The 18951-nt window shown below is 39.2% G+C and carries 22 protein-coding genes; all 22 read right to left on the bottom strand.

Annotated features, from left to right (window positions below):
- Positions 1 to 11: 11 nt before the first annotated feature.
- A complete protein-coding gene (locus CYO90_RS03485) occupies positions 12 to 224 on the bottom strand; it encodes a DUF4006 family protein (RefSeq protein ID WP_021084770.1) in 213 nt (70 codons plus the stop codon).
- A complete protein-coding gene (locus CYO90_RS03480) occupies positions 224 to 1087 on the bottom strand; it encodes a cbb3-type cytochrome c oxidase N-terminal domain-containing protein (protein WP_103578449.1) in 864 nt (287 codons plus the stop codon). Before CYO90_RS03480 ends, CYO90_RS03485 begins: the two co-directional genes overlap by 1 nt.
- Positions 1075 to 1287 carry a cytochrome c oxidase, cbb3-type, CcoQ subunit gene (locus CYO90_RS03475; protein ID WP_002939259.1) on the bottom strand — a complete coding sequence of 71 codons (213 nt, stop codon included), beginning with the start codon at positions 1285 to 1287 and terminating at the stop codon, positions 1075 to 1077. The genes CYO90_RS03480 and CYO90_RS03475 overlap by 13 nt, the downstream gene beginning before the upstream one ends.
- Positions 1288 to 1296: 9 nt before the next feature.
- Positions 1297 to 1962 carry a cytochrome-c oxidase, cbb3-type subunit II gene (ccoO, locus tag CYO90_RS03470; RefSeq protein WP_002939297.1) on the bottom strand — a complete coding sequence of 222 codons (666 nt, stop codon included), beginning with the start codon at positions 1960 to 1962 and terminating at the stop codon, positions 1297 to 1299.
- Entirely contained in the window at positions 1962 to 3452 is a 1491-nt protein-coding gene (ccoN, locus tag CYO90_RS03465) for a cytochrome-c oxidase, cbb3-type subunit I (RefSeq protein ID WP_021084787.1), read from the bottom strand. The genes ccoO and ccoN overlap by 1 nt, the downstream gene beginning before the upstream one ends.
- Positions 3453 to 3544: 92 nt before the next feature.
- Positions 3545 to 4228, bottom strand: a complete 684-nt coding sequence (locus CYO90_RS03460) for a response regulator transcription factor (protein WP_103578448.1) — start codon at positions 4226 to 4228, stop codon at positions 3545 to 3547.
- The gene (locus tag CYO90_RS03455) at positions 4221 to 4961 is read right to left on the bottom strand and encodes a sensor histidine kinase (protein WP_103578447.1); all 741 of its coding nucleotides are present in this window, start codon (positions 4959 to 4961) and stop codon (positions 4221 to 4223) included. Before CYO90_RS03455 ends, CYO90_RS03460 begins: the two co-directional genes overlap by 8 nt.
- Positions 4954 to 5598 (bottom strand): sulfite exporter TauE/SafE family protein, encoded by a 645-nt coding sequence (locus CYO90_RS03450; RefSeq protein WP_103578457.1) that lies wholly within the window; start codon positions 5596 to 5598, stop codon positions 4954 to 4956. Before CYO90_RS03450 ends, CYO90_RS03455 begins: the two co-directional genes overlap by 8 nt.
- A 22-nt stretch (positions 5599 to 5620) precedes the next feature.
- Positions 5621 to 6739, bottom strand: a complete 1119-nt coding sequence (carA, locus tag CYO90_RS03445; RefSeq protein WP_103578446.1) for a glutamine-hydrolyzing carbamoyl-phosphate synthase small subunit — start codon at positions 6737 to 6739, stop codon at positions 5621 to 5623.
- Positions 6739 to 7290, bottom strand: a complete 552-nt coding sequence (locus tag CYO90_RS03440) for a DUF507 family protein (protein ID WP_002939254.1) — start codon at positions 7288 to 7290, stop codon at positions 6739 to 6741. The genes carA and CYO90_RS03440 overlap by 1 nt, the downstream gene beginning before the upstream one ends.
- Positions 7291 to 7339: 49 nt before the next feature.
- Positions 7340 to 7780 carry an isoleucyl-tRNA synthetase gene (locus CYO90_RS03435; RefSeq protein WP_103578445.1) on the bottom strand — a complete coding sequence of 147 codons (441 nt, stop codon included), beginning with the start codon at positions 7778 to 7780 and terminating at the stop codon, positions 7340 to 7342.
- A gap of 248 nt (positions 7781 to 8028) precedes the next feature.
- Positions 8029 to 8889 (bottom strand): formate/nitrite transporter family protein, encoded by an 861-nt coding sequence (locus tag CYO90_RS03430; protein WP_103578444.1) that lies wholly within the window; start codon positions 8887 to 8889, stop codon positions 8029 to 8031.
- 184 nt (positions 8890 to 9073) lie between these two features.
- Entirely contained in the window at positions 9074 to 9520 is a 447-nt protein-coding gene (locus tag CYO90_RS03425; protein WP_103578443.1) for a hydrogenase 3 maturation endopeptidase HyCI, read from the bottom strand.
- Positions 9520 to 9864: a formate hydrogenlyase maturation HycH family protein gene (locus CYO90_RS03420; protein ID WP_002939326.1), complete on the bottom strand. Its 345-nt coding sequence runs from the start codon at positions 9862 to 9864 to the stop codon at positions 9520 to 9522. Before CYO90_RS03420 ends, CYO90_RS03425 begins: the two co-directional genes overlap by 1 nt.
- Positions 9861 to 10685, bottom strand: coding sequence for an NADH-quinone oxidoreductase subunit B family protein (locus tag CYO90_RS03415; RefSeq protein WP_009294855.1), 825 nt, complete (start codon positions 10683 to 10685; stop codon positions 9861 to 9863). The genes CYO90_RS03420 and CYO90_RS03415 overlap by 4 nt, the downstream gene beginning before the upstream one ends.
- Complete coding sequence (locus tag CYO90_RS03410) at positions 10682 to 11221, bottom strand: formate hydrogenlyase complex iron-sulfur subunit (protein ID WP_002939210.1); 540 nt, start codon at positions 11219 to 11221, stop codon at positions 10682 to 10684. Before CYO90_RS03410 ends, CYO90_RS03415 begins: the two co-directional genes overlap by 4 nt.
- Positions 11218 to 12954 carry an NADH-quinone oxidoreductase subunit C gene (locus CYO90_RS03405; RefSeq protein WP_009294856.1) on the bottom strand — a complete coding sequence of 579 codons (1737 nt, stop codon included), beginning with the start codon at positions 12952 to 12954 and terminating at the stop codon, positions 11218 to 11220. The genes CYO90_RS03410 and CYO90_RS03405 overlap by 4 nt, the downstream gene beginning before the upstream one ends.
- Positions 12951 to 14432, bottom strand: a complete 1482-nt coding sequence (locus CYO90_RS03400) for a hydrogenase 4 subunit F (protein WP_103578442.1) — start codon at positions 14430 to 14432, stop codon at positions 12951 to 12953. The genes CYO90_RS03405 and CYO90_RS03400 overlap by 4 nt, the downstream gene beginning before the upstream one ends.
- Positions 14433 to 14434: 2 nt before the next feature.
- Positions 14435 to 15079 carry a hydrogenase 4 membrane subunit gene (gene hyfE, locus CYO90_RS03395; protein ID WP_002939315.1) on the bottom strand — a complete coding sequence of 215 codons (645 nt, stop codon included), beginning with the start codon at positions 15077 to 15079 and terminating at the stop codon, positions 14435 to 14437.
- Between the two features lies 1 nt (position 15080).
- Positions 15081 to 16001 (bottom strand): respiratory chain complex I subunit 1 family protein, encoded by a 921-nt coding sequence (locus CYO90_RS03390; protein ID WP_002939300.1) that lies wholly within the window; start codon positions 15999 to 16001, stop codon positions 15081 to 15083.
- A 9-nt stretch (positions 16002 to 16010) separates the two neighbouring features.
- Positions 16011 to 17978, bottom strand: a complete 1968-nt coding sequence (locus CYO90_RS03385) for a proton-conducting transporter membrane subunit (protein ID WP_012001180.1) — start codon at positions 17976 to 17978, stop codon at positions 16011 to 16013.
- Position 17979: 1 nt separating this feature from the next.
- Positions 17980 to 18549 carry a 4Fe-4S dicluster domain-containing protein gene (locus CYO90_RS03380; protein ID WP_009294859.1) on the bottom strand — a complete coding sequence of 190 codons (570 nt, stop codon included), beginning with the start codon at positions 18547 to 18549 and terminating at the stop codon, positions 17980 to 17982.
- Positions 18550 to 18951 lie beyond the last annotated feature (402 nt).

The following is an 18951-nucleotide window of genomic DNA, read 5'->3' as shown; positions in this document are numbered from 1 at the left end:
GCCTAGCATCGCTACTCCTTTACAATGACGTGTTTAGCGTTATCTACGCTCTTCATCTCGATGCTAGCTGCATCTTTTAGTGAGTAAGGTTTGGTTGCGACCTCTTTTTGCAAGCCGATGCCAACGTATGTAAGCACCGCTAGGATAGAGAGCAAAAGCACCACCGCTATTAAAAACCCGCTAATGCCGTTTAAGGCAAAGATGTTTCTATTTTTATTTTCCATTATTCGCCCTTTGATAGCGATATGACGTACTCGCCAACTGCGCTTTGCTGGATCTCATTTAGCCTGCCATCATTAAATTTAGGCATAGTGCCGATCGCTCCTTTTTTGCCGCGATTTAGCACATCAGCCACAAAGCTAGCCGAGCCATATTTGCTAAGATCAACTGACATACCATCCATGCCCTTGCCATCTTCGCCGTGACACGACGCACATGCAGCGTAAAGCTCTTTGCCAGTGGCTACTAAATTTTCATTTTTAGTGCTTTTTATAGCGCTTATCTCTTTAGTCACGTAAGCTGCGATCGCCTTAGCGCCATCAGCGTCGGCTAAGCCTGCTGGCATCTCGCCCATAAGGTAATCAAGCCCTTTTGAGCCATTTAGTATAGTCTCGACTATGCCTTTTTCGCTGCCCCAAATTTGTAAATTTGCAGCCTTGCCGCCTATGCCATCGCCTGTGATGCCGTGACATGCTGAGCACTGCACGAGATAGATACTTTCGCCCATAGCGTGAAGCGTCTCTTTGCTTGGATTTGCATACTCTTTTTCAAATTTGGCGTTTGCCTCTTTGACCTCTTTGTTATACTCGCCGATTTGTGAGTAAGAATTTAGTGGGTAGCCCAGCAAATAGTACCAGATCGCCCAAACTAGCGCTAGTAAAAAGACGACCGCCCAGCCAAGTGGGACAGGGTTTTTGTATTCTCCTATGCCGTCCCAGTTGTGCTCGCTAAGCTCAACGCTCTCATCTTTTTTAACCTTCATCTGCCCCACATACCTACCAGCTACAACGATAGTAAGCACGATGATTAGAGCCGCTCCTATAAGAGCTAGTAAATTTACATTATCTTCTAAATTTAGCCATTGCATACGCTCTCCTTTGTAGCCTTACGCTCTAAAATTTCGCCACCGATCTCATCGTTAAGCGCTAGTTTTGAGTATTTCTCATAGTTTCTTCTACCAGTTTTTTCGCTCTTATAAAGATGAAAAAAGTAGGCATACAAAGTGATCGCCAAAAATGCTGTCAAGAAAAAATAGCCATAAGCTTGAAACTCTCTAATGTTCTCCATCTTACGCTCCTACTTTAGGCTATTTAGATAAGCAATCAGTGCTACGATCTGGCGAATTTCACCTTTTTCAAATGCACTTTTTACCTGCTCATCTTTCATATTTTCAACGATAGCTGCAGCCTCAGCCTTGACATTAGCATTTGTCTGCTCTAGCGTGCCAAGTGCTGGCATATCTTTTTCGTCATAAGGCGTGTTAAAGACCTTTTTAACCGTTAACGCTTCAGCGTAAGCAGTCTCTATGTCAGCATTCTTCTTAAATAAAAATGGATATGCTGGCATGATCGAGCCTGGCACTACTGAGGCTGGATTTAGCATGTGATTTTCATGCCAGTCAGTCGTTCTATAGTTGCCCACACGCATAAGATCTGGACCTGTTCTTTTTGAGCCCCAAAGGTGCGGACGATCATAGGCAAATTCGCCACTTAGTGAATACATGCCGTATCTATCAGTCTCAGCTTTAAACGGACGGATCATTTGAGAGTGGCAAGTGTTGCAGCCATTTTGCATATAGATGTTTTTGCCAGCTAGCTCTAAAACGGTGTAAGGCTTTGTGCCCTCAAGCGGTCTAGCTCTGTTTGCAAAGTCTGGTAAAATTTCAACTATGCCAGCGTAAGCGATGACTATAAAGACACAAACTGCAAAAAAGAATGGATTTTTTTCTAACCAAGCAAACATCACATTACCTCCGCGCTAGCTTTTGCCCCGCCGCCCATAGGCGAAGCGCTTTTTGGCTCTGCTAAGATAGCTTTAGCAGAAGTTGATTTGTAGATGTTATAAGCAAACATCAAGAAGCCAACTAGATAAAGAAGTCCGCCAATAGCCCTTATATAGTAGTATGGGATAAGCACGACTACCGTATCTATAAACGAGTAGAGTAAATTTCCATAGCTATCAGTCGCTCTCCACATCATACCTTGTGTGATACCAGCGATCCACATAGACGCGAAGTATAAAACGATACCTGTTGTTTGTATCCAAAACTGAGCTTCCATTAGCGACTTTGAGTAAATTTCACGCTTAAATACGCGCGGCGTCATGTGATAAAGTGCCGCCATGATCATAAAGCCAACCCAGCCAAGTGCGCCGTCGTGAACGTGTCCTGGTACCCAGTCAGTAAAGTGCGCTAGAGCATTTACAGACTTGATAGAGAGTATCGGTCCTTCAAGTGTTGAGAACATATAAAATGTCGAAGCTAGAACCATAAATTTAATAAGCGGACTCTCTCTAAGCTGCGCCCACTCGCCCTTCATCGTAAGAAGGATGTTTATCGCTGAACCCCATGAAGGCAGGATCAAAACGATAGAAAAGACTGAACCCATAGTCTGCATCCAATCAGGCGTAGCAGAGTAAATTAGGTGGTGTCCGCCAGCCCAAAGGTAGATAAACATCAGACCCCAAAATGAAAATAGCGATAATTTATATGAAAATATCGGCTGACCGCTCTCTTTTGGTAAGAAATAATAAATTTGAGCGATGATCGCCACTGTAAAAACGAATGCAACCGCGTTGTGGCCGTACCACCACTGAACCAAAGCGTCGTTTGAGCCAGCGTACATAGAGACAGAGTGTAGCCATGAGCCATATCCGCTAACAAGTCTTGTTGGAACTTCCATGTTGTTAAATAGATATAGCATCGCAACGCCTAAAAATGTAGCGATGTAGTACCAAACTGAGATATAAAGTGTCTTTTCACGGCGGATACCGATTAGGCCAAATATACTAACACCCCAAAGTACCCAAACAACAACCACTGCGATATCTAGTGGCCACTCGAGCTCTGCGTACTCCTTAGCTGTGCTCTCACCCATAAAAAGCGTAACAACAGCCAAAACCATAACAAGCATATATAGCCAAAAGTGAAGCTTGCCGATAAACATCAAAAATGGCGACTCACTCATCGAGACCTTTAAAACACGCTGTCCGATGTAGTACCAAGTGGCAAAGATGCCTGAGAGCATGAAGCCAAAAATGATGCCATTAGTATGAAGAGGACGCAACCTCCCAAACGCCGAATATTCGCCGGCTATGTAGTTAAGCTCTGGACAGGCCATTTGAAAAGCTATAACTACGCCAACAACCATGCCTATGATACCAAAGAGTATCGTGGCAAACATAAATAGCTTTGCTACACTATAATCATAGTGTAGTAGCTGAGATGGGCGCATAAAATATCCTCCTAGTTAAATTTATATTAATGATTCGTTATTTTAAAGTATAAGGACTATAAAAAAACTTAATTAATATAAATTATCTTTTACTAAGAGATCTTTCGCTCTATTTTATAACCAAGCCCTGGGACATTTTTTATAAAACTACTGCCAACTTTATCTCTGACACGTTTAACAAAGGTTCTAATAGCAGCTTCTGTAACACTTTCACCAACCCAAACAACACTTTTAATCTCATCATGCAATACAAGAGTACCAAATCTTTTTATAAGCAATGACACAAATGCAAGCTCTTTTTTAGTAAGTGAAATTTCAACACCTTCTCTAATTAATACACGTTTAATCTTATTAAAACTATATCCATTTCCAATTTTGATGATATTTGTTGTTTCTATCTTATTTTTTGCAACATTTTCTATAGTTTCTAAAAAATCACCTGGCATGATTGGTTTGATAAGAAATTTGTCAATACCAACATCAATAGCCTTCAGTAAAGTTTCTTTTTCACAATGAGTACTCAAAATTATAATTGGAGTATCTTTAGAAATTTCTTTGATGCATTTCGCCATATCAAGACCATCAATAATTGGCATAAAAACATCGGTAATTACCATATTTGGATTATATTTTTTAAATTTTTTCAAACCTTCATCACCGTTTTGAGCTGTAATAACCTTCTCAAAATTATCAATTAATATATCATAAATAATCTTTCTGCTATCACTATTGTTTTCGACTAGTAAAACGGTTAGATTTTTTAAAATTCTACTCATTTACTTTCTCCTTATGTGGTAACTTTATTAAGAAACAGGCACCATTATCGCTGTTGCCCGCTGTTATTTCTGCATTAAATTGATCGATTATTTGCTTTGACATATAAAGTCCTAAGCCAGTGCCTTTGGTATCTTCTTTGGTGGTAAAATATGGCTTAAAGATCTCATCTATCACATTTTTATCTATGCCACCACCGTTATCTTCTACGCTTAGGTAAGCAAAATTTTCATCGCTATCAATCTTTATTTTTATATTTTTATCTTCTATCTTTTGTAAATTTAGTGCGTCTTTTGCGTTATTTAGTAAATTTATGATGACTTGCATAAGCCTGTTTTTATGACCATAAATTTTTGAGTCCACTAATACCTCAAGCTCTATATGAACGCCCTCTTTTTTCATCACGCCTTTTACGATCTGTATAGATGCTCTAGCTGCGTCTGCTAGGCTAAATTCTTGCGAAAGTGTGTTTGGATTTAAAAACGAGCTAAACTCATCAGTAGTTTCTGACATATACTTTATGATCTGCATAGCCCTCTCATAAGAGCCGATAAATTCGCCATCCTCGCTACCAGCAAGCTTTTTCATCTTATATAAAACTAAACTTAGCTCATTTAGCGGCTGCTTCCACTGATGAGTTATATTTGCTATCATCTCGCCCATCATAGCAAGCTTAGCAATCCTCATGCCATCGCTACTTGAAAGGAAATTTTCATCTAAATTTAAACTAGGCATTTGCTCTATATCCTAAAAATGATAGATAAAGTCCGTTTAAGATCATTATGCAAGCTGAGAGCTTAAACATGATCTCTTTAAATTTCTCTCTTAGCAAGCCAAAGACAAAGCTAGCTAGTAGCATCGCTGGTAAGGTGCAAAGCCCAAAGATAAGCATTATCATGGATGCGTCAGCCACATTTGCGCTTAAAACTCCAAGCGCTAAGAAATAATAGACCACGCCACAAGGCAAAAGCCCATTTAAAAAGCCAAGCAGTAAGAAATTTGTCAAATTTCTCTTTTGCACGCTTGTTTTTGCCATTTTTACTATAAATTTAAGTGCTTTTTCGCTCTCAACAAATTTTAAAAGCTCGCCTCTAAAAAGCAGTGCGATGCCAATAAATGCGATCACTAAGCCAACTATGAAAAATATCACGCCTCTTGCTTGCATACCAAAACTAATAGCTGCTCCAAAAGCGCCAAACAAAGCTCCCAAAGCCACATAAGCAAAAATTCTAGCTAGGTTATAAAGCGCGCTTAGCATTAAAATTTCACTCTTGCTTTTGCCTTTAAAAAATAGAGCTTGCAAGCTCAAAAAACCGCTACACATGCCGATGCAATGACTAAAGCTGCTCAAAAGCGCAACTGAAATAATCATGTAAAGGCTTATGTTTTGCATATTATAAAATTTCTAAAAACTGCTTAAATATATATTTGCTCTCATTAGGACCGCTGCTTGCTTCTGGGTGGTGCTGTACTGAGAAGATCGGATAGTCCTTGTATCTTACGCCCTCGATCGTGTTGTCAAACAAATTTCTATGTGTCACAACCGCTACTTCAGCGATGCTCTCTGGCACGTTGTAGTTGTGATTTTGCGTTGTTATCTCTATCGCTTTTGTCTCTAAATTTAAGACAGGGTGGTTTGCTCCATGCTGGCCAAATTTAAGCTTATATGTCTCATATCCAAAGGCATTTGATAGTAGCTGGTGGCCAAGGCATATGCCAAATATCGGGATTTTTGCCTCTATCATCTTTTTGATCTCTGCTATTTCAGCCTTTAAATTCTTTGGCTCACCTGGTCCATTTGATAAAAATACCCCATTTATCTCACCATTTTTAAATTTATCTATCAAAACTTCAGCCTTAGTATCGTGTGGCACGACGATGACCTCAAGACCAGTTTCACATAGCTCATTTAGGATATTTCTCTTTACGCCAAAGTCAAAAACAGCTATCTTTTTGCCGATACTTTTTAGCGGCTTATATGACTTTAAATTTCTATCCCAAGCGCCTTTTTTGTGCTCATACTCGTCCATTGCGCTGACTGTTTTTACGTAGTTTATATTTTCTATGCGTCCGCTACTTTCAAGCCTGCGTTTTAGCTCATCTTTATCGCTTATCTGCGTTGAGATATAAGCCATCAAAGCGCCTTCATCACGTAGCATCTTTGTTAAATATCTAGTATCAACGTCATAAACACCAAATTTGCCCTGCTCTTCGAAAAATTTGCCTAAAGACTTTTGCGAGCGGTAGTTTGAGGGAATTTCGTTGTAGTTTCTCATTATGACGCCACTTGCATTAATTCTAAGGCTCTCCATATCATCTTCGTTTATGCCAACGATGCCGATCTCTGGCATAGTAAAGACGATAAACTGACCAGCATAGCTTGGATCGCTCATGATCTCTTCATAGCCAGTCATAGAAGTATTAAAAACGAGCTCGCCTGCGCACTCGCCGTGAGCACCAAAGGCTTTTGCCTCTAAAAAAACGCCGTTTTCAATGTAAATATAAGCTTTCATTAAAGCATTCCTCTTTTTTTAAGCTCATCTTGATACAAACGCTCGAAAATCAGGTCGTATTCGTCAGTTCCAGGGATAAGTTTGCGTTTGTAGTTTTGCATCATCTCATAGACGCTATCTTCTATCTTCTCATAGCTTTTTAGATACTCATCTATCGAGCTATAAATGACATTTTTCACGCGATTTTCTGATACGTTATACTCGACCAAATCGCTCTTCCAGATAGCTTCAAGTATCTTGTGAGCGACATTGCTAAATCTATCTTCATGAGTTAAAATGACGTCAAATTCGCCAGCAAGTTTCTTTTTAACGAGCCAAAACATATTTTTGCGGTCGATTTGCATAGTTTGCATCTCGTCCTCGTTTTTCTCTAAAAGCTCATTTACTCGCTCATCCAGCGCTCTTTCTTTTTGAACGTCAGTAGTTAAAATTTCACTTGCTTTTGCTACGATTGGCTCGATACCTTTGTTTAACTTTACAAAACCACAGTTTAAAAGATCTATTGCTATTTTATGTGAGACATAAGGTACGTGTGGAAGTTTTATACGCATTTTAAACCTTTAAATTTTTATGCCATTGTAACTAAATAAAGGTAAAACTTTACTTTGAAATTTTAACGACTTTATCATTGTCACTTCTTAGAAAATAAATTTCTCTTCGTCCGTCATAAAGGACTTTGCCGCTTGTTTTTTGCTCGCTTTGTAAATTTGAAGATAGATCCATCTCAAGTGGCTTACTCATAAAATAAGCCTCGCCCAAGCTTCGTCCAAAATCAGGATACCAACTAAGTGCGCAAAGCACAAGTAAGAACAGATAAAAGGCTCTAAAAATTTTTCTAAATGGCGCGTAAAAGAAACAATATCCAAATATAAAAAACACAGGTAAAAGCCACAAAAAAGGCACGTTATCCACAAAAATCACATTGAAATACTCGTTTATGCCGTAGTGTGAAAAGTAGTTGTTGTAAATTCCGACAAATAGCGTAAAAATAGGAGCGAGAACAAATATAATGCCAGTAAAAAATGCATTAAAAATTTTCATAAGCTCTCCTTTTTTCGTGGGATTATATTAAATTTTAGCTTTATTATTGCTCTAAATTTATTAACTAAGATATTTTAAACTCCAAAATGTCACAAATTTTCAAAAACAAGAGAGTTAAAACGATAAATTTTAAATTAGTGTGACATTTTTAGATTAAAAATAAGAGATTTTTTTGAAACTTTTAAGGTAAAAAAGAGAAATTTAAAATTTAGCCTTTGCCATAAAAGCAAAGACTAAAAGGGAGTTTATTAAGCTTTTTTCTTCATATCAAATTTATTAGCCATGAAGCCAACAAGACCAACAAAGAAAAGACCACCGCAGATGTTACCAAGTGTAACTGGAAGCAAGTTTTTGCTTAAGAAATTTGTCCAGTTGATGACATCTAGTTTATCAGCTGTAGTGTGAAGTAAAGCTGCTGCAGCATTGATATCGCCACCGCTTGCTGCTATGTAGTGAGCTTTAGAGATAATAGCTTCAGTTATGATGAACATATTTGCAACGCAGTGTTCCATTGAGCAAGCAACAAATGCGCCGATCATCCACATAATGGCAAAGAATTTACCAGATAGGTTGCTCTCGCTTGTCGCAGTCCAGATAGACATACAAACAAAGACGTTACAAAAGATACCACGGATAAATAGCTCATGAAATGGTGCTGTGATCTTGCCAATAGCTGCTGGCACGAAGTGTTGCAAGATGTAGCCGTCGTATTTTAGTGGCAAACCAGAGTAGTAGTACATATAAGCGATCAATGCGCCACCAACGAAGTTAAATATCCAAACGATAGCCCAATAGCCTATGGTTTTGCCAAGTGGTAATTTGCCATCATACGCACTAACACCACTTAAAATAGAGCTAGTAAATAGGTGACCGCCATAAAACACAACCATCATGAGGCCGCAGCTAAATGTGATACCACCGATGAAGTTTGAAAGACCGATAGACTGTTTTTCAGCCATACCAACTGTTGAGTGAGCCCAGAAAATATCACCCATTGCAATAGCAGCTCCAGCCATGATAGCAAGAAATATAATGCTTACAAGTGGCGTATGAGCTTTATGCTCCATAGAACTTGACACCGCTTGAGCGGTTTCTGCCGGATTTAACATCACGTCTCCTTTTTATTTAACCTTCTTTGATCTATAAGAAATAAAAGCAAAGAAGTAGCGCCAAAGATAGAGATTTTAGCGTCAAAATTTAATGTCTAAAGTTTATTTTTACACTAAATTTCAAATCCAAAACGATCAAATTTATCTTTAGCAAACCCCAGATTAAATTTAGCTCTTGCTAAATTTAACCAACTAAATTTTTATCAATCTCTACAATTTTTAAAAAAGCTTTTCTGGCACTTTTTTTAGCCTGCTCACTTAGACCCTCTTCAAAATCAAGGACATTTTCAAGCAAAACGCTAATGCCAAGAAAAAGCGTCTTTGGACAAATTTTTCGTAAATAGCTTAAAAGTACTGGCGTTGGGAGATTATGGGTTGAGTAGATGTAGTCTCTATCGTTACTTAGGTCAAAAAACTCTATCTTATCCTCATCAAAACCACTCATCGCATCTACTACTATCAAGATATCAGGTGCAAAATCTCTAATAGCTGAAAATTCATTCTCAGGCACATCTTGCCCAAAAAAGACCTTCCACTCTTTTAGCTCCTGCTCTACGATGCGTCCGACTTCATTGCCCACATCATCATCGCCACGCATAGGATTACCAATGCAAAGGATGGCCTTTTTCATCAAAAGTCCTTCCTAAGCACGATATAACCCTCTTTTAAATTTGCCAAAATTTCTTTAAGCTTACACTCACAAAGCTGTGGCAAGAGTCTAGCGATATGCTCAGCAAAAATTTCAACTTCAAAATACTTGCTTAAATTTCCGATCTTAAATTTCACATATTCGCCTGAGTTTTTGATCATCTCGTCAAATTCCTCATCGCTTAGCTCTAAGATCTTCTCGCTAAAATCAATCGTACCAACACCATGTCCCACGCAAGTGGAGAAAATTTTTATCTCCTTTAGCTCGCGTGGAAGCTTCTCGTTGTCGTCCATATGCCTTTTTGTAAGCTTATAAACTTGAATCATCTTTTACTCCAAACCTCGCTATCAACATCGATCGCAAAATTTTTACCAGCTTTTGCGTATTTTAGATAGATGTCGTTATGCAAAAGTGCCATACACTCAGCATATCTAGGGTCATCTTCTTTTTTGATAGCTGCTACAACTGCTTCACGTGCAAGCTCTGGGTTGTGGATATCTCTTGAGGCTTTGATAGCGTCCATATATTTTTCAAATAGCGTTCTACCAAAGATATAGCTCATCAGCCTTTTACTTTCAGCTTGTAAGTCACGTTCAAACAAGATATCGCCCATTACTGACTTCTCAACTGGTGGAGGCGTAGTGCTGTCATTTTCATAGCTTTTTTTGTGCAATTTTTGATCGATGATGCCAAGAGCCATACCAAGACCGTAAATAACACTTGCTGGGTGTGGAGGGCAGCCTGGGATATAGACATCAACTGGGATTATCTTATCTATACCGCCCCAAACGCTGTAAGCGTCGTGGAAAATTCCGCCAGTACTTCCACAAGCACCAAAAGCAACTACGATCTTAGGATCTGGAGCTGCTTCATAAGCACGAAGTAGTGGGTAGTACATCTGTCTTGTGACTGGTCCTGAGCAAAGCAAGATATCAGCGTGTCTTGGGTTTGCTACAAGCTTAAAGCCAAAGCGCTCTGGATCCCACATCGGAGTGATAGCAGCGAAAATTTCGATCTCACAACCGTTGCAGCTTCCGCAGTCGATCCTATAAACGCTAAAGCTTCTTTTGATATTTTTTAAATGCTCTAGCTTTGCAGTTAGGTCATTTGCTGTTTTTATGTCCTCTGGGACTTGATATAGACTCATTTTATAGCCTCCTCAACGCCTTTTGTTAGCCTCTCAGCAGATTGATTTTTCTTGCACTCTGGGCAGATAAAAAGATACTCTTTTGCCTCTTCAAGCCTGCCTGGGAGTAAATTTGCTGTGCCAAGCTTTTCAAGGGTGAAATTTATAAGCCTTTTTGGCGTAAATGGTTTGCCGCAGCATTTGCAAGTTTGCATCTCAAGCTCGCCTCTTTGGATAAGAGCGCTCTTGTCGAATTTAACCGCAAGCTCAAAGCTATCGCTAAGTCTTACGGCTCCAGTTGGGCAAACCTCATCGCAGCGTCCGCAGAATATGCAACGACCACAGTCAAACTGCCAAACAAGTCTTGTTTGCTCATCGTTCATCTTAAGCTCTATTGCATTACTAGGACAAGCGATACCACAAGCTGCACAACCTATACAAAGATCGTATGTATAGTCTGGCTGACCGCGGAAATTCTCAGGCACAATATATGGCTCAAATGGATAGGCGTATGTCGCCTTTCCATATTTTTCTGTGATGTCAAATAACTTCATCATCTTAAATCCTTCTTACTAACTCCGCCATCTTGACAGAATTTTTTAAGGTCTTTTTCTGTTAAAATTTTACTTTTTTTAGTCCTTACATCAACCAAAGTAACACGCTCGGTGCATGAGTAGCAAGGGTCAAGTGAGCAAACGATAAGCGCAGCGTCACTTATGTTGTTTCCTCTAAATTGATACCTTAGGCTTGGCCAGTTGTTATATGTCGCAGCCCTACATCTCCAGCGATATACTTTTTGAGCGCTACCTTGCATGATCCAGTGAACGTTCTCACCACGTGGTGCTTCATCGTGACCAAGTGCGAAATTCTCAGGTTTGATCATAGTCACAGGATCGATCATGATCGGAGTTTGAGGCATCATCTCAAAGCATTGGCGGATGATGTGGATAGAGCTTTTTAGCTCTTTATATCTAACCATCTCACGAGCAAAAACGTCGCAACCATGCTCAACTGCTACTTCAAATTCTATCTGTTTGAAGAAGTCGTATGGGTGATCGTAGCGGTTATCACGTTTAAAGCCAGAGCCTCTCATATTTGGACCAACTGGGCTAAAGTCACGTGCGATTTGGCGGTCTAAGATACCTACACCTTTCCAGCGTCCGATTTGGCGTTTATCTTCCAAAACTGCATCCCAAATTTCTGAAATTTGAATATCAAGTTTGTTGATGATCTCTAAGCCTTTTTTGATCTCATGGTTTGTCATATCGCGTCTTAAGCCGCCCATAACGACGTTGCCGTATGTTTTACGTCCGCCAGTTACAAGCTGAGCTAGCTCCATAGAGTACTCACGAACCCTAAAGATGTGCATAAAAGCGTTGTAGTTACCAGTAACCTCACAAGCTAGACCTATATTTAAAAGGTGGCTGTGAAGACGCTCGATCTCAAGACAGATGACGCGTATAGCTTGAGCTCTTAGTGGGATTTCAAGCTTAATAGCTTTTTCTGCAGCTTCGATACAAGCGATGGCGTGAGCATAACCACAAATTCCGCAAACGCGCTCTGCAAGATAGCCCATTTGATCATAGTTCATTCTGTTTTCAGCTAGCTTTTCCATACCGCGGTGTTGATAGAACAAGCGATAATCAGCATCGATGATCTCGTCGCCGTCACAGAAAAGTCTAAAGTGACCTGGCTCATCAGATGTAACGTGTAGTGGTCCAAGTGGCACATCGACTACTGCGTCGCCTGTTGGGAATAAAAACTCCGCATCAGGCTCATCTCTGTGATCTACTGGATCAGGGCGGTAGCGGTAGTCCATAGCATCTTTTCTAAGTGGGTGAAGTCCATCTGGCCAGTCATCACTTAAAACTAGACGTCTTTTATCAGGTAGTCCTTCAGCTACTAGACCAAACATATCATAAGCTTCTCTTTCATACCAAACACAAGCTGGTACAAGTGGAGTAACTGATGGAAATGTCGGATCGCTTCCTGGGATAAGAGTTTTAACTGTGATAAAGCACTTATCCTCAGCCGCAAAATCATCCGCCTCAGTCATCTTGCTACCTTCCATTGAGATAGCATAGTAAAGCGCATAGCAGCCATTTATCTGGCGCTCGTCGTTTGGTATCATGGTGCTTATAAAGCCACCGATATCATAATAAAGTGTCTTAACAGCTAGTGGAAGATCGTTTCTATCCACCAAAACTGTGATCTGATCGTCTGCTTGACGAGTTACTTCTAAAATTTTTACCTTTGTTTTTAGGATTTCAACAAATTTATCGCCTCTCATTTTAAAGCTCCCATCATTATATTAACACCGTTATTTACTAGCGTATAAAAGCTATCTACGTGCCATACGCCAAAGATTATGATAAGGGCACAGAGTGCTATAAGAGGTAAATTTTCAAACAAACTCATCTCTTTATTATGAACAACCACACCTTTTGGCTCGCCAAAGCTTGCCATGTTAAAGTGCGCAAAGTCAGCTATGAAAATAACTGCAAGTGCAATAGCAAATAGCGCAACTGCGATGTATTGACCACTTGTGATAGCTCCAACAAAGACGTTATATTCGCTAACAAATATAGCAAATGCTGGAACACCGACTAGTGAGCAAACAGCTGCACCAAACATAATAGTTGTAATAGGTGCGATCTTAACCATGCCGCCCATCTTACTCATATCTTTGTGGCCGTAAATTCTTGCTATGTTACCTGTTGAGCAGAATGCCAAAGCTTTTGTGAAACTGTGAGCTAAGCAGTGGAATATCGCTGCAAATAGACCAAATTTACCGCCAACACCAAGTGCAAATGCGATAACACCCATGTGAACGATTGAGTGGTATGCAAACATTCTTTTTACGTTGTGTTGTCTTATTAGGAAAAATCCTGCTACGAAAAGTGTAATAGTTCCTGATACGATCATTATGCCTTCAACAAAGCTAAATCCAACTGCTTGAGCTGCGATAGCATAGTATCTTAAAAGTGCAAGCATCGCACATTTTAAAAGTACGCCTGATAGCAATGCTGAGATAGGTGCTGGACCTTCAGCGTGAACGTCTGGCAACCAAGTGTGAGTTGGAGCAAGACCAGCTTTTGTACCAAAACCAATTAGCGCAAATACAAAGATAAGTTTTGCAGCATCTGGATTTAGATTTTTAGCATTTTCCATTATGCTTGAAAACTGCATAGATGCTTGGCCATCTCCTAATGTGCTATATGTAGCTGAGTATAGAAGAACGGTTGCATAAAGAGCAAATGCTAGACCGATTGAGCAAAGAACGATGTATTTGTAACCACTCTCTGTTGATTTTTGATCTTTGTGAATAGCAACCAAAAATACAGAAGCTAGTGTAGTAGCCTCGATAGCTGCCCACATAAACGCAACGTTGTTGCAAATAACACTTAAAGTCATTGTAAAGATAAATACATGGCTTAGTGCGTAGTATTTTTTAAGATTACTTAAGTGAATGTGTCCATCTTCAAGTTCCCATCTCATATAGTGGATAGAGTAGAAATTTACTATAAATCCAGTTACGGCGATAAGCACTAAGAAAACACAGCCTAAGCTATCTAAGAATAAAAATTTATCAAAACTATAAAAAGTTCCGCCACTTAAAACTTTAAGAACATTGTTAAGTAAAGCCACTGATGTCGCAGCAGAAAACAAGACATGAAGTCCGCTAAGTACTGCATAGTTTTTAGGACTTAAAAACAAGATCAAAGCACCAAGGAGCGGTATGATAAGTATTAAAGCTAAACTATCCATCTCTAACCCCTTAAATTTGAAGCTTTAGAAGTATCTAAGCTATCATAAGCTTTATAAAATCTAATCGCTAGAACGCTCATGATAATAACAGCAAATATCGCATCTGTTAAAATTCCAAGCTCAACTAGCTCATGTGAGTTGTAAGCCATTAGAGCAAGGCTTAGGTGGATACCATTTTCAAACAAGCAGTAAGCTAGAATTTGTTTTACAAATGAGTTTCTTAACATAAAGCCAAAAATTCCCATCATAAAGACTGTTCCAGCAGCGATTAACATAATCTCTTCTTTGATAAGAGAGAATTTTAAAAATATAGGGTGGATACTCATTGAAAGAGCTAGAGAAAATCCCATAGCAATAACAGGGCTTACAAAAAATCCACCAACTGGCTCATCTTCGCTAACTACGCCAAGTTTTTTGATAAGCCAGAACAAAATTCCTGGCACGAAAAGAACTTTGGTAAAAAACGCAACGATCGCCCAAGTTTTTAGCTGCTCAGCGTTAAATTTCTCAGATAGCAAGAAAAATATACTAACTAAAAGTAGCGTCTCTATCGCATAAGCGATGATTGAGAGTTTCAAGCTTCTAAGGCCAAAAACTGCAAGCGAAGTTACGATCATGCAAATGGCTAATATATCTAGTGTTTGCATCTCACGCTCCTACTACATAAAGTGTTAGTGCAACAAACGAAATAGCAAGTGCACCAAGAGCATTTTTGCGTAAAGATGAAGTCATTTTAAAGCGTGGTCCAAAGTTGTCTATAAATACAGCTGCGACGTAAAATACTCCAGTTTTTATCACAAAAACGATAATAGCTAAGAAAGGATTGCTAAAATTCCATGGCTCAAATATGCTTAGGAAAAGTCCGATCATAGCAAACTGTTTTAATATAAGTGATGCTTGAACTAAGCCAAGGTCGCTACCAGCATACTCACCAAGAACACCCTCTTGAAGCTCTTGTTCTGCTTCAGCTAAGTCAAATGGCTTTCTACCAGTCTCAACATACATACACCACAAAAATGCGATAGAAGCAACGGCAAAACTTGGAATTTGATATCCGATAACGCCAGTTCTTACCATCTCTTGGATCTCAACTAAATTTGATGTTTTAGCTGCAAGCATAACTACGATTAAGCACATAATCATAACTGGCTCAACATAAACACCAAGCATTTGCTCCCTGCCGCCACCTGTTGCTGCAAATGGGTTGCCGCTATCCATTGAAGCTGCACCAAATACAAATCTAAGTAGCGCACCAAGATAGAGGATAACAAATATATCTGAATATGCTCCAAATACAGTGTCTTTGCTATAAGTGATAGGTATAGCAGCTAGCACTGCAGCTGAAGTTGCAAAAAGGAAAAATGGAGCCCATCTAAATACCCAGTGTGAGCACTCAGGGACGGTTCTTCCTCTTCTAAAAAGCTTTATAATGTCGCGATATGTTTGAAAGAAATCGCTACCTTGTTTTGATTGAAGTTTAGCTCTAAGTTTTCTTGCCATACCATCAAACAAAGGAGCTACCAAAACGATAACGACTACTTGAAATATCATTAAAAGTATAGTTTGCATTTTCGTCTCCTAAACTAAAAAGTAGCTCACAGCAAGTATGACACAAAGATATAGCAAGATATAAAGTGTATATACATTTGTATAACCACTTTGAACGATACCTAGCTTATCAGCAAATTTCACACACCATTTAATGACTGGCTCATAAAACATTCCCCACCAAATATCTTTTGGATGGTTGTGATACTCAACCGCGTCAAAATAATTTCTAGTAACTACTTTTTTATCAGCTCTAAATAGCCATTGCATAATTTTTCTAAGGTCGCCAGTGAATGGACCACCTGTCATTTGCATACGTGAGCTATATTTAAAGCCACAAGCCCAAGGATCAGTTTCGCGTGGCTTATCTCTGTTTGCTTTCATAACAGCAAGGATGATAAATGGCAAAATCATAGTCGCACATAGGACTAAAGCGATAAGTGGAGTTGAGATCATGCTACCCATAGGTGAAGTTACATTTATAGCACCAAGGCTAGCTTTATAGTCGCTTATAGCGATAGAATTTACAGCTTGCATAATGTAATCAACTATGTAGTTTGCGCCAAGACCAAAGCCAACGCAGCCTATCATTAGGATGATCATACCAAGAACCATGCCTATTGGACTCTCTTTAGCATTTTCCCAAATTTTTTGATCTCTTGGAGTACCTGCAAAGATAACAGCGTAAAGTTTAAGGTGCATACCAACCAAAACGCCTGTTAGCGCAAGAGCTACGACGCCTAGTGTAAATGCATATCTAACTAATGTTCCTTCTCCCATCGCACCTTGAAGCATACCTTGATATGTAAACCACTCTGAAACAAAGCCATTTACTGGAGGTAAAGCTGCGATACCCATGATACCTATAAACATACCAAGGCTTGTCCATGGCATCTTTTTAGCAAGACCACCAAGAATGTCCATATTTTGTGTATGAGTAGCGTGGATAACTGAACCAGCGCAAAGGAAAAGCAGACCTTTAAATATAGCGTGGTTAACTACGTGGTAGCAACCTGCTAGAAAACCTACTGCTGCAAGTGTTAAATTTCCAGCTGCAACGCCGTAGATGCCTGTTCCAAGACCTAGCAAGATGATGCCTATGTTCTCAACTGAGTGGTAAGCAAGCAAAGCTTTGAAGTCGTGTTGGCAAAGAGCGTATAAAACACCAAATAGTGAGCTAGCTGCACCAAGAGCGAGTATTGTAAGACCAAAGTATGTGCTAAGTGGTAGGTAAAGTGTAAATTTAACTAGAGTAAATAGAGCAACTTTAATCATAACGCCTGACATAAGGGCTGAAACGTTTGATGGTGCTGCTGGGTGAGCTTGTGGAAGCCAAACGTGGAATGGCCACATACCAGCTTTACTACCAAAGCCGACCAAGAATAGTATAAATACAGCAGCAGAAGCGCCAAATGGCATCTTAACACCCATAAATGCGCTAAATTCAAAGCTTCCTGCATAGTAAGCTGTGATAAGCAATCCACAGGTTATACAAAATGCACCGATTTGTGCGATGCCAAGATATACCATAACCGCTTTAAGTGTATTTTTACCGTCATTGACGATGATAAGAAATGATGATACAAGAGTCATGAGCTCCCATAAAACAACAAAGCAAAATACATTATCAGCGCTTATTACTAGAAGCATTGAAAGGATGAATGTGTTAAACAAACATGCAAACACACCAACATTTGCTTTTTTTATGTACTCTTCTGCATAGCTCATACCATAAACACTACTTGCAAATCCGATGAAAACAACGACAAAGCTGAAGAAATTTCCAAGTGGATTTAGTGCAAATTTTGGCGAATACAAAAAGCCATCCATAAGAGCAAAGCTATCACTTACTCCCATATTTGCAACGAAGTGACACATCGCATAAAAGCAGCTTATAGCACTTAGTCCAAAACCAACTTTCACAGCGGCTTTTGGAGCGCAGTAGAGCAAGATACTAACGACAGCACTTACAAGAAATAGCATATAAACCGTAGTCATCTTATGCTCCTTGTCCGTTTAAAATTTTAGTAGCAAATTTATTCGCTGCATCGTAGTCTATCCTCTTGCCAAGCTTATGTTTGCCCTCTTCTGGATCTACCATTATAAGAGCGCTTGTTGGGCATACATCAACGCAAGCTGGTCCATTTTCACGGCCAAAGCACATATCACATTTTACTGCGATGTTTTTTGCGCCTGATTGTGACTCTACTTCAAGATAGTATTTTGGCTCGACAGCGTAATTTACTGAAGGCATAAGCTCTGCACTTGAGCTTATCGCACCATAAGGGCAAGCGATCGTGCACATCTTGCAACCTATACAAATTTCCTCGTGAAGTTCGATGCAATTATCATTAAATCGCAACGCTCCAGTTGGGCATACATTTGCGCAAGGGCCATCGTCGCATTGTCTGCACTGAGTCGGCATAACACCGCTAGCTTCTCTTAAGACGCTTAGCCTTGCACGTGATAGTTTGCCGCGTTCATAAGCACTTTTAAAACATGCAGCCATACAGGTAGCACATCCTATGCAGCGTTTAGAATCGGCAATCACAAATTTATGTTTTTTCATAAATTCCTCCTAAAAAACAAGGCAAGACCGCCCTGCTCACTAATAGAGTGATTGTTAATCACATGAATAGAGATAGTTAAATTTTTATTTAACATCTCAAACGCTCCTTCCTGAAATTTTTGAAACAATTCTATAACTTCTGGCGATTAAATTCCGTCAGCTATCTGACAAATTTTGTATTTTTGAAATTAAATTTTTATTTTATATTAGTTTAAGATATGCTATTAAACGGCGTTATTATCGTGTGATTAATCAAAAAAGATTAATATTTCATAACGGATAATTAGTAAAAAGAGTAAAATTATCTTAATTAAGTTTAAATTTAAAAATTAGTTTTTTAAGCTTGGGTTAATTAAATGAAACTGAAATTTAAAAATCTAAAATATAATCCAACCTTTAAAT

It is taken from the genome of Campylobacter concisus (assembly GCF_002913745.1).
Taxonomy (GTDB): Bacteria; Campylobacterota; Campylobacteria; order Campylobacterales; family Campylobacteraceae; genus Campylobacter_A; species Campylobacter_A concisus_R.
Note: the sequence above shows the minus strand (reverse complement) of the source record. Positions and strands in the feature narration are given on the sequence as shown.

Excerpts from the sequence above, each read along its gene's own strand:
- CYO90_RS03485 (WP_021084770.1), bottom strand. The coding sequence starts at position 224 with ATGGAAAATAAAAATAGAAACATCTTTGCCTTAAACGGCATTAGCGGG.
- CYO90_RS03480 (WP_103578449.1), bottom strand. The coding sequence starts at position 1,087 with ATGCAATGGCTAAATTTAGAAGATAATGTAAATTTACTAGCTCTTATA.
- CYO90_RS03475 (WP_002939259.1), bottom strand. The coding sequence starts at position 1,287 with ATGGAGAACATTAGAGAGTTTCAAGCTTATGGCTATTTTTTCTTGACA.
- ccoO (WP_002939297.1), bottom strand. The coding sequence starts at position 1,962 with ATGTTTGCTTGGTTAGAAAAAAATCCATTCTTTTTTGCAGTTTGTGTC.
- ccoN (WP_021084787.1), bottom strand. The coding sequence starts at position 3,452 with ATGCGCCCATCTCAGCTACTACACTATGATTATAGTGTAGCAAAGCTA.
- CYO90_RS03460 (WP_103578448.1), bottom strand. The coding sequence starts at position 4,228 with ATGAGTAGAATTTTAAAAAATCTAACCGTTTTACTAGTCGAAAACAAT.
- CYO90_RS03455 (WP_103578447.1), bottom strand. The coding sequence starts at position 4,961 with ATGCCTAGTTTAAATTTAGATGAAAATTTCCTTTCAAGTAGCGATGGC.
- CYO90_RS03450 (WP_103578457.1), bottom strand. The coding sequence starts at position 5,598 with ATGATTATTTCAGTTGCGCTTTTGAGCAGCTTTAGTCATTGCATCGGC.
- carA (WP_103578446.1), bottom strand. The coding sequence starts at position 6,739 with ATGAAAGCTTATATTTACATTGAAAACGGCGTTTTTTTAGAGGCAAAA.
- CYO90_RS03440 (WP_002939254.1), bottom strand. The coding sequence starts at position 7,290 with ATGCGTATAAAACTTCCACACGTACCTTATGTCTCACATAAAATAGCA.
- CYO90_RS03435 (WP_103578445.1), bottom strand. The coding sequence starts at position 7,780 with ATGAAAATTTTTAATGCATTTTTTACTGGCATTATATTTGTTCTCGCT.
- CYO90_RS03430 (WP_103578444.1), bottom strand. The coding sequence starts at position 8,889 with ATGTTAAATCCGGCAGAAACCGCTCAAGCGGTGTCAAGTTCTATGGAG.
- CYO90_RS03425 (WP_103578443.1), bottom strand. The coding sequence starts at position 9,520 with ATGAAAAAGGCCATCCTTTGCATTGGTAATCCTATGCGTGGCGATGAT.
- CYO90_RS03420 (WP_002939326.1), bottom strand. The coding sequence starts at position 9,864 with ATGATTCAAGTTTATAAGCTTACAAAAAGGCATATGGACGACAACGAG.
- CYO90_RS03415 (WP_009294855.1), bottom strand. The coding sequence starts at position 10,685 with ATGAGTCTATATCAAGTCCCAGAGGACATAAAAACAGCAAATGACCTA.
- CYO90_RS03410 (WP_002939210.1), bottom strand. The coding sequence starts at position 11,221 with ATGATGAAGTTATTTGACATCACAGAAAAATATGGAAAGGCGACATAC.
- CYO90_RS03405 (WP_009294856.1), bottom strand. The coding sequence starts at position 12,954 with ATGAGAGGCGATAAATTTGTTGAAATCCTAAAAACAAAGGTAAAAATT.
- CYO90_RS03400 (WP_103578442.1), bottom strand. The coding sequence starts at position 14,432 with ATGGATAGTTTAGCTTTAATACTTATCATACCGCTCCTTGGTGCTTTG.
- hyfE (WP_002939315.1), bottom strand. The coding sequence starts at position 15,079 with ATGCAAACACTAGATATATTAGCCATTTGCATGATCGTAACTTCGCTT.
- CYO90_RS03390 (WP_002939300.1), bottom strand. The coding sequence starts at position 16,001 with ATGCAAACTATACTTTTAATGATATTTCAAGTAGTCGTTATCGTTTTG.
- CYO90_RS03385 (WP_012001180.1), bottom strand. The coding sequence starts at position 17,978 with ATGACTACGGTTTATATGCTATTTCTTGTAAGTGCTGTCGTTAGTATC.
- CYO90_RS03380 (WP_009294859.1), bottom strand. The coding sequence starts at position 18,549 with ATGAAAAAACATAAATTTGTGATTGCCGATTCTAAACGCTGCATAGGA.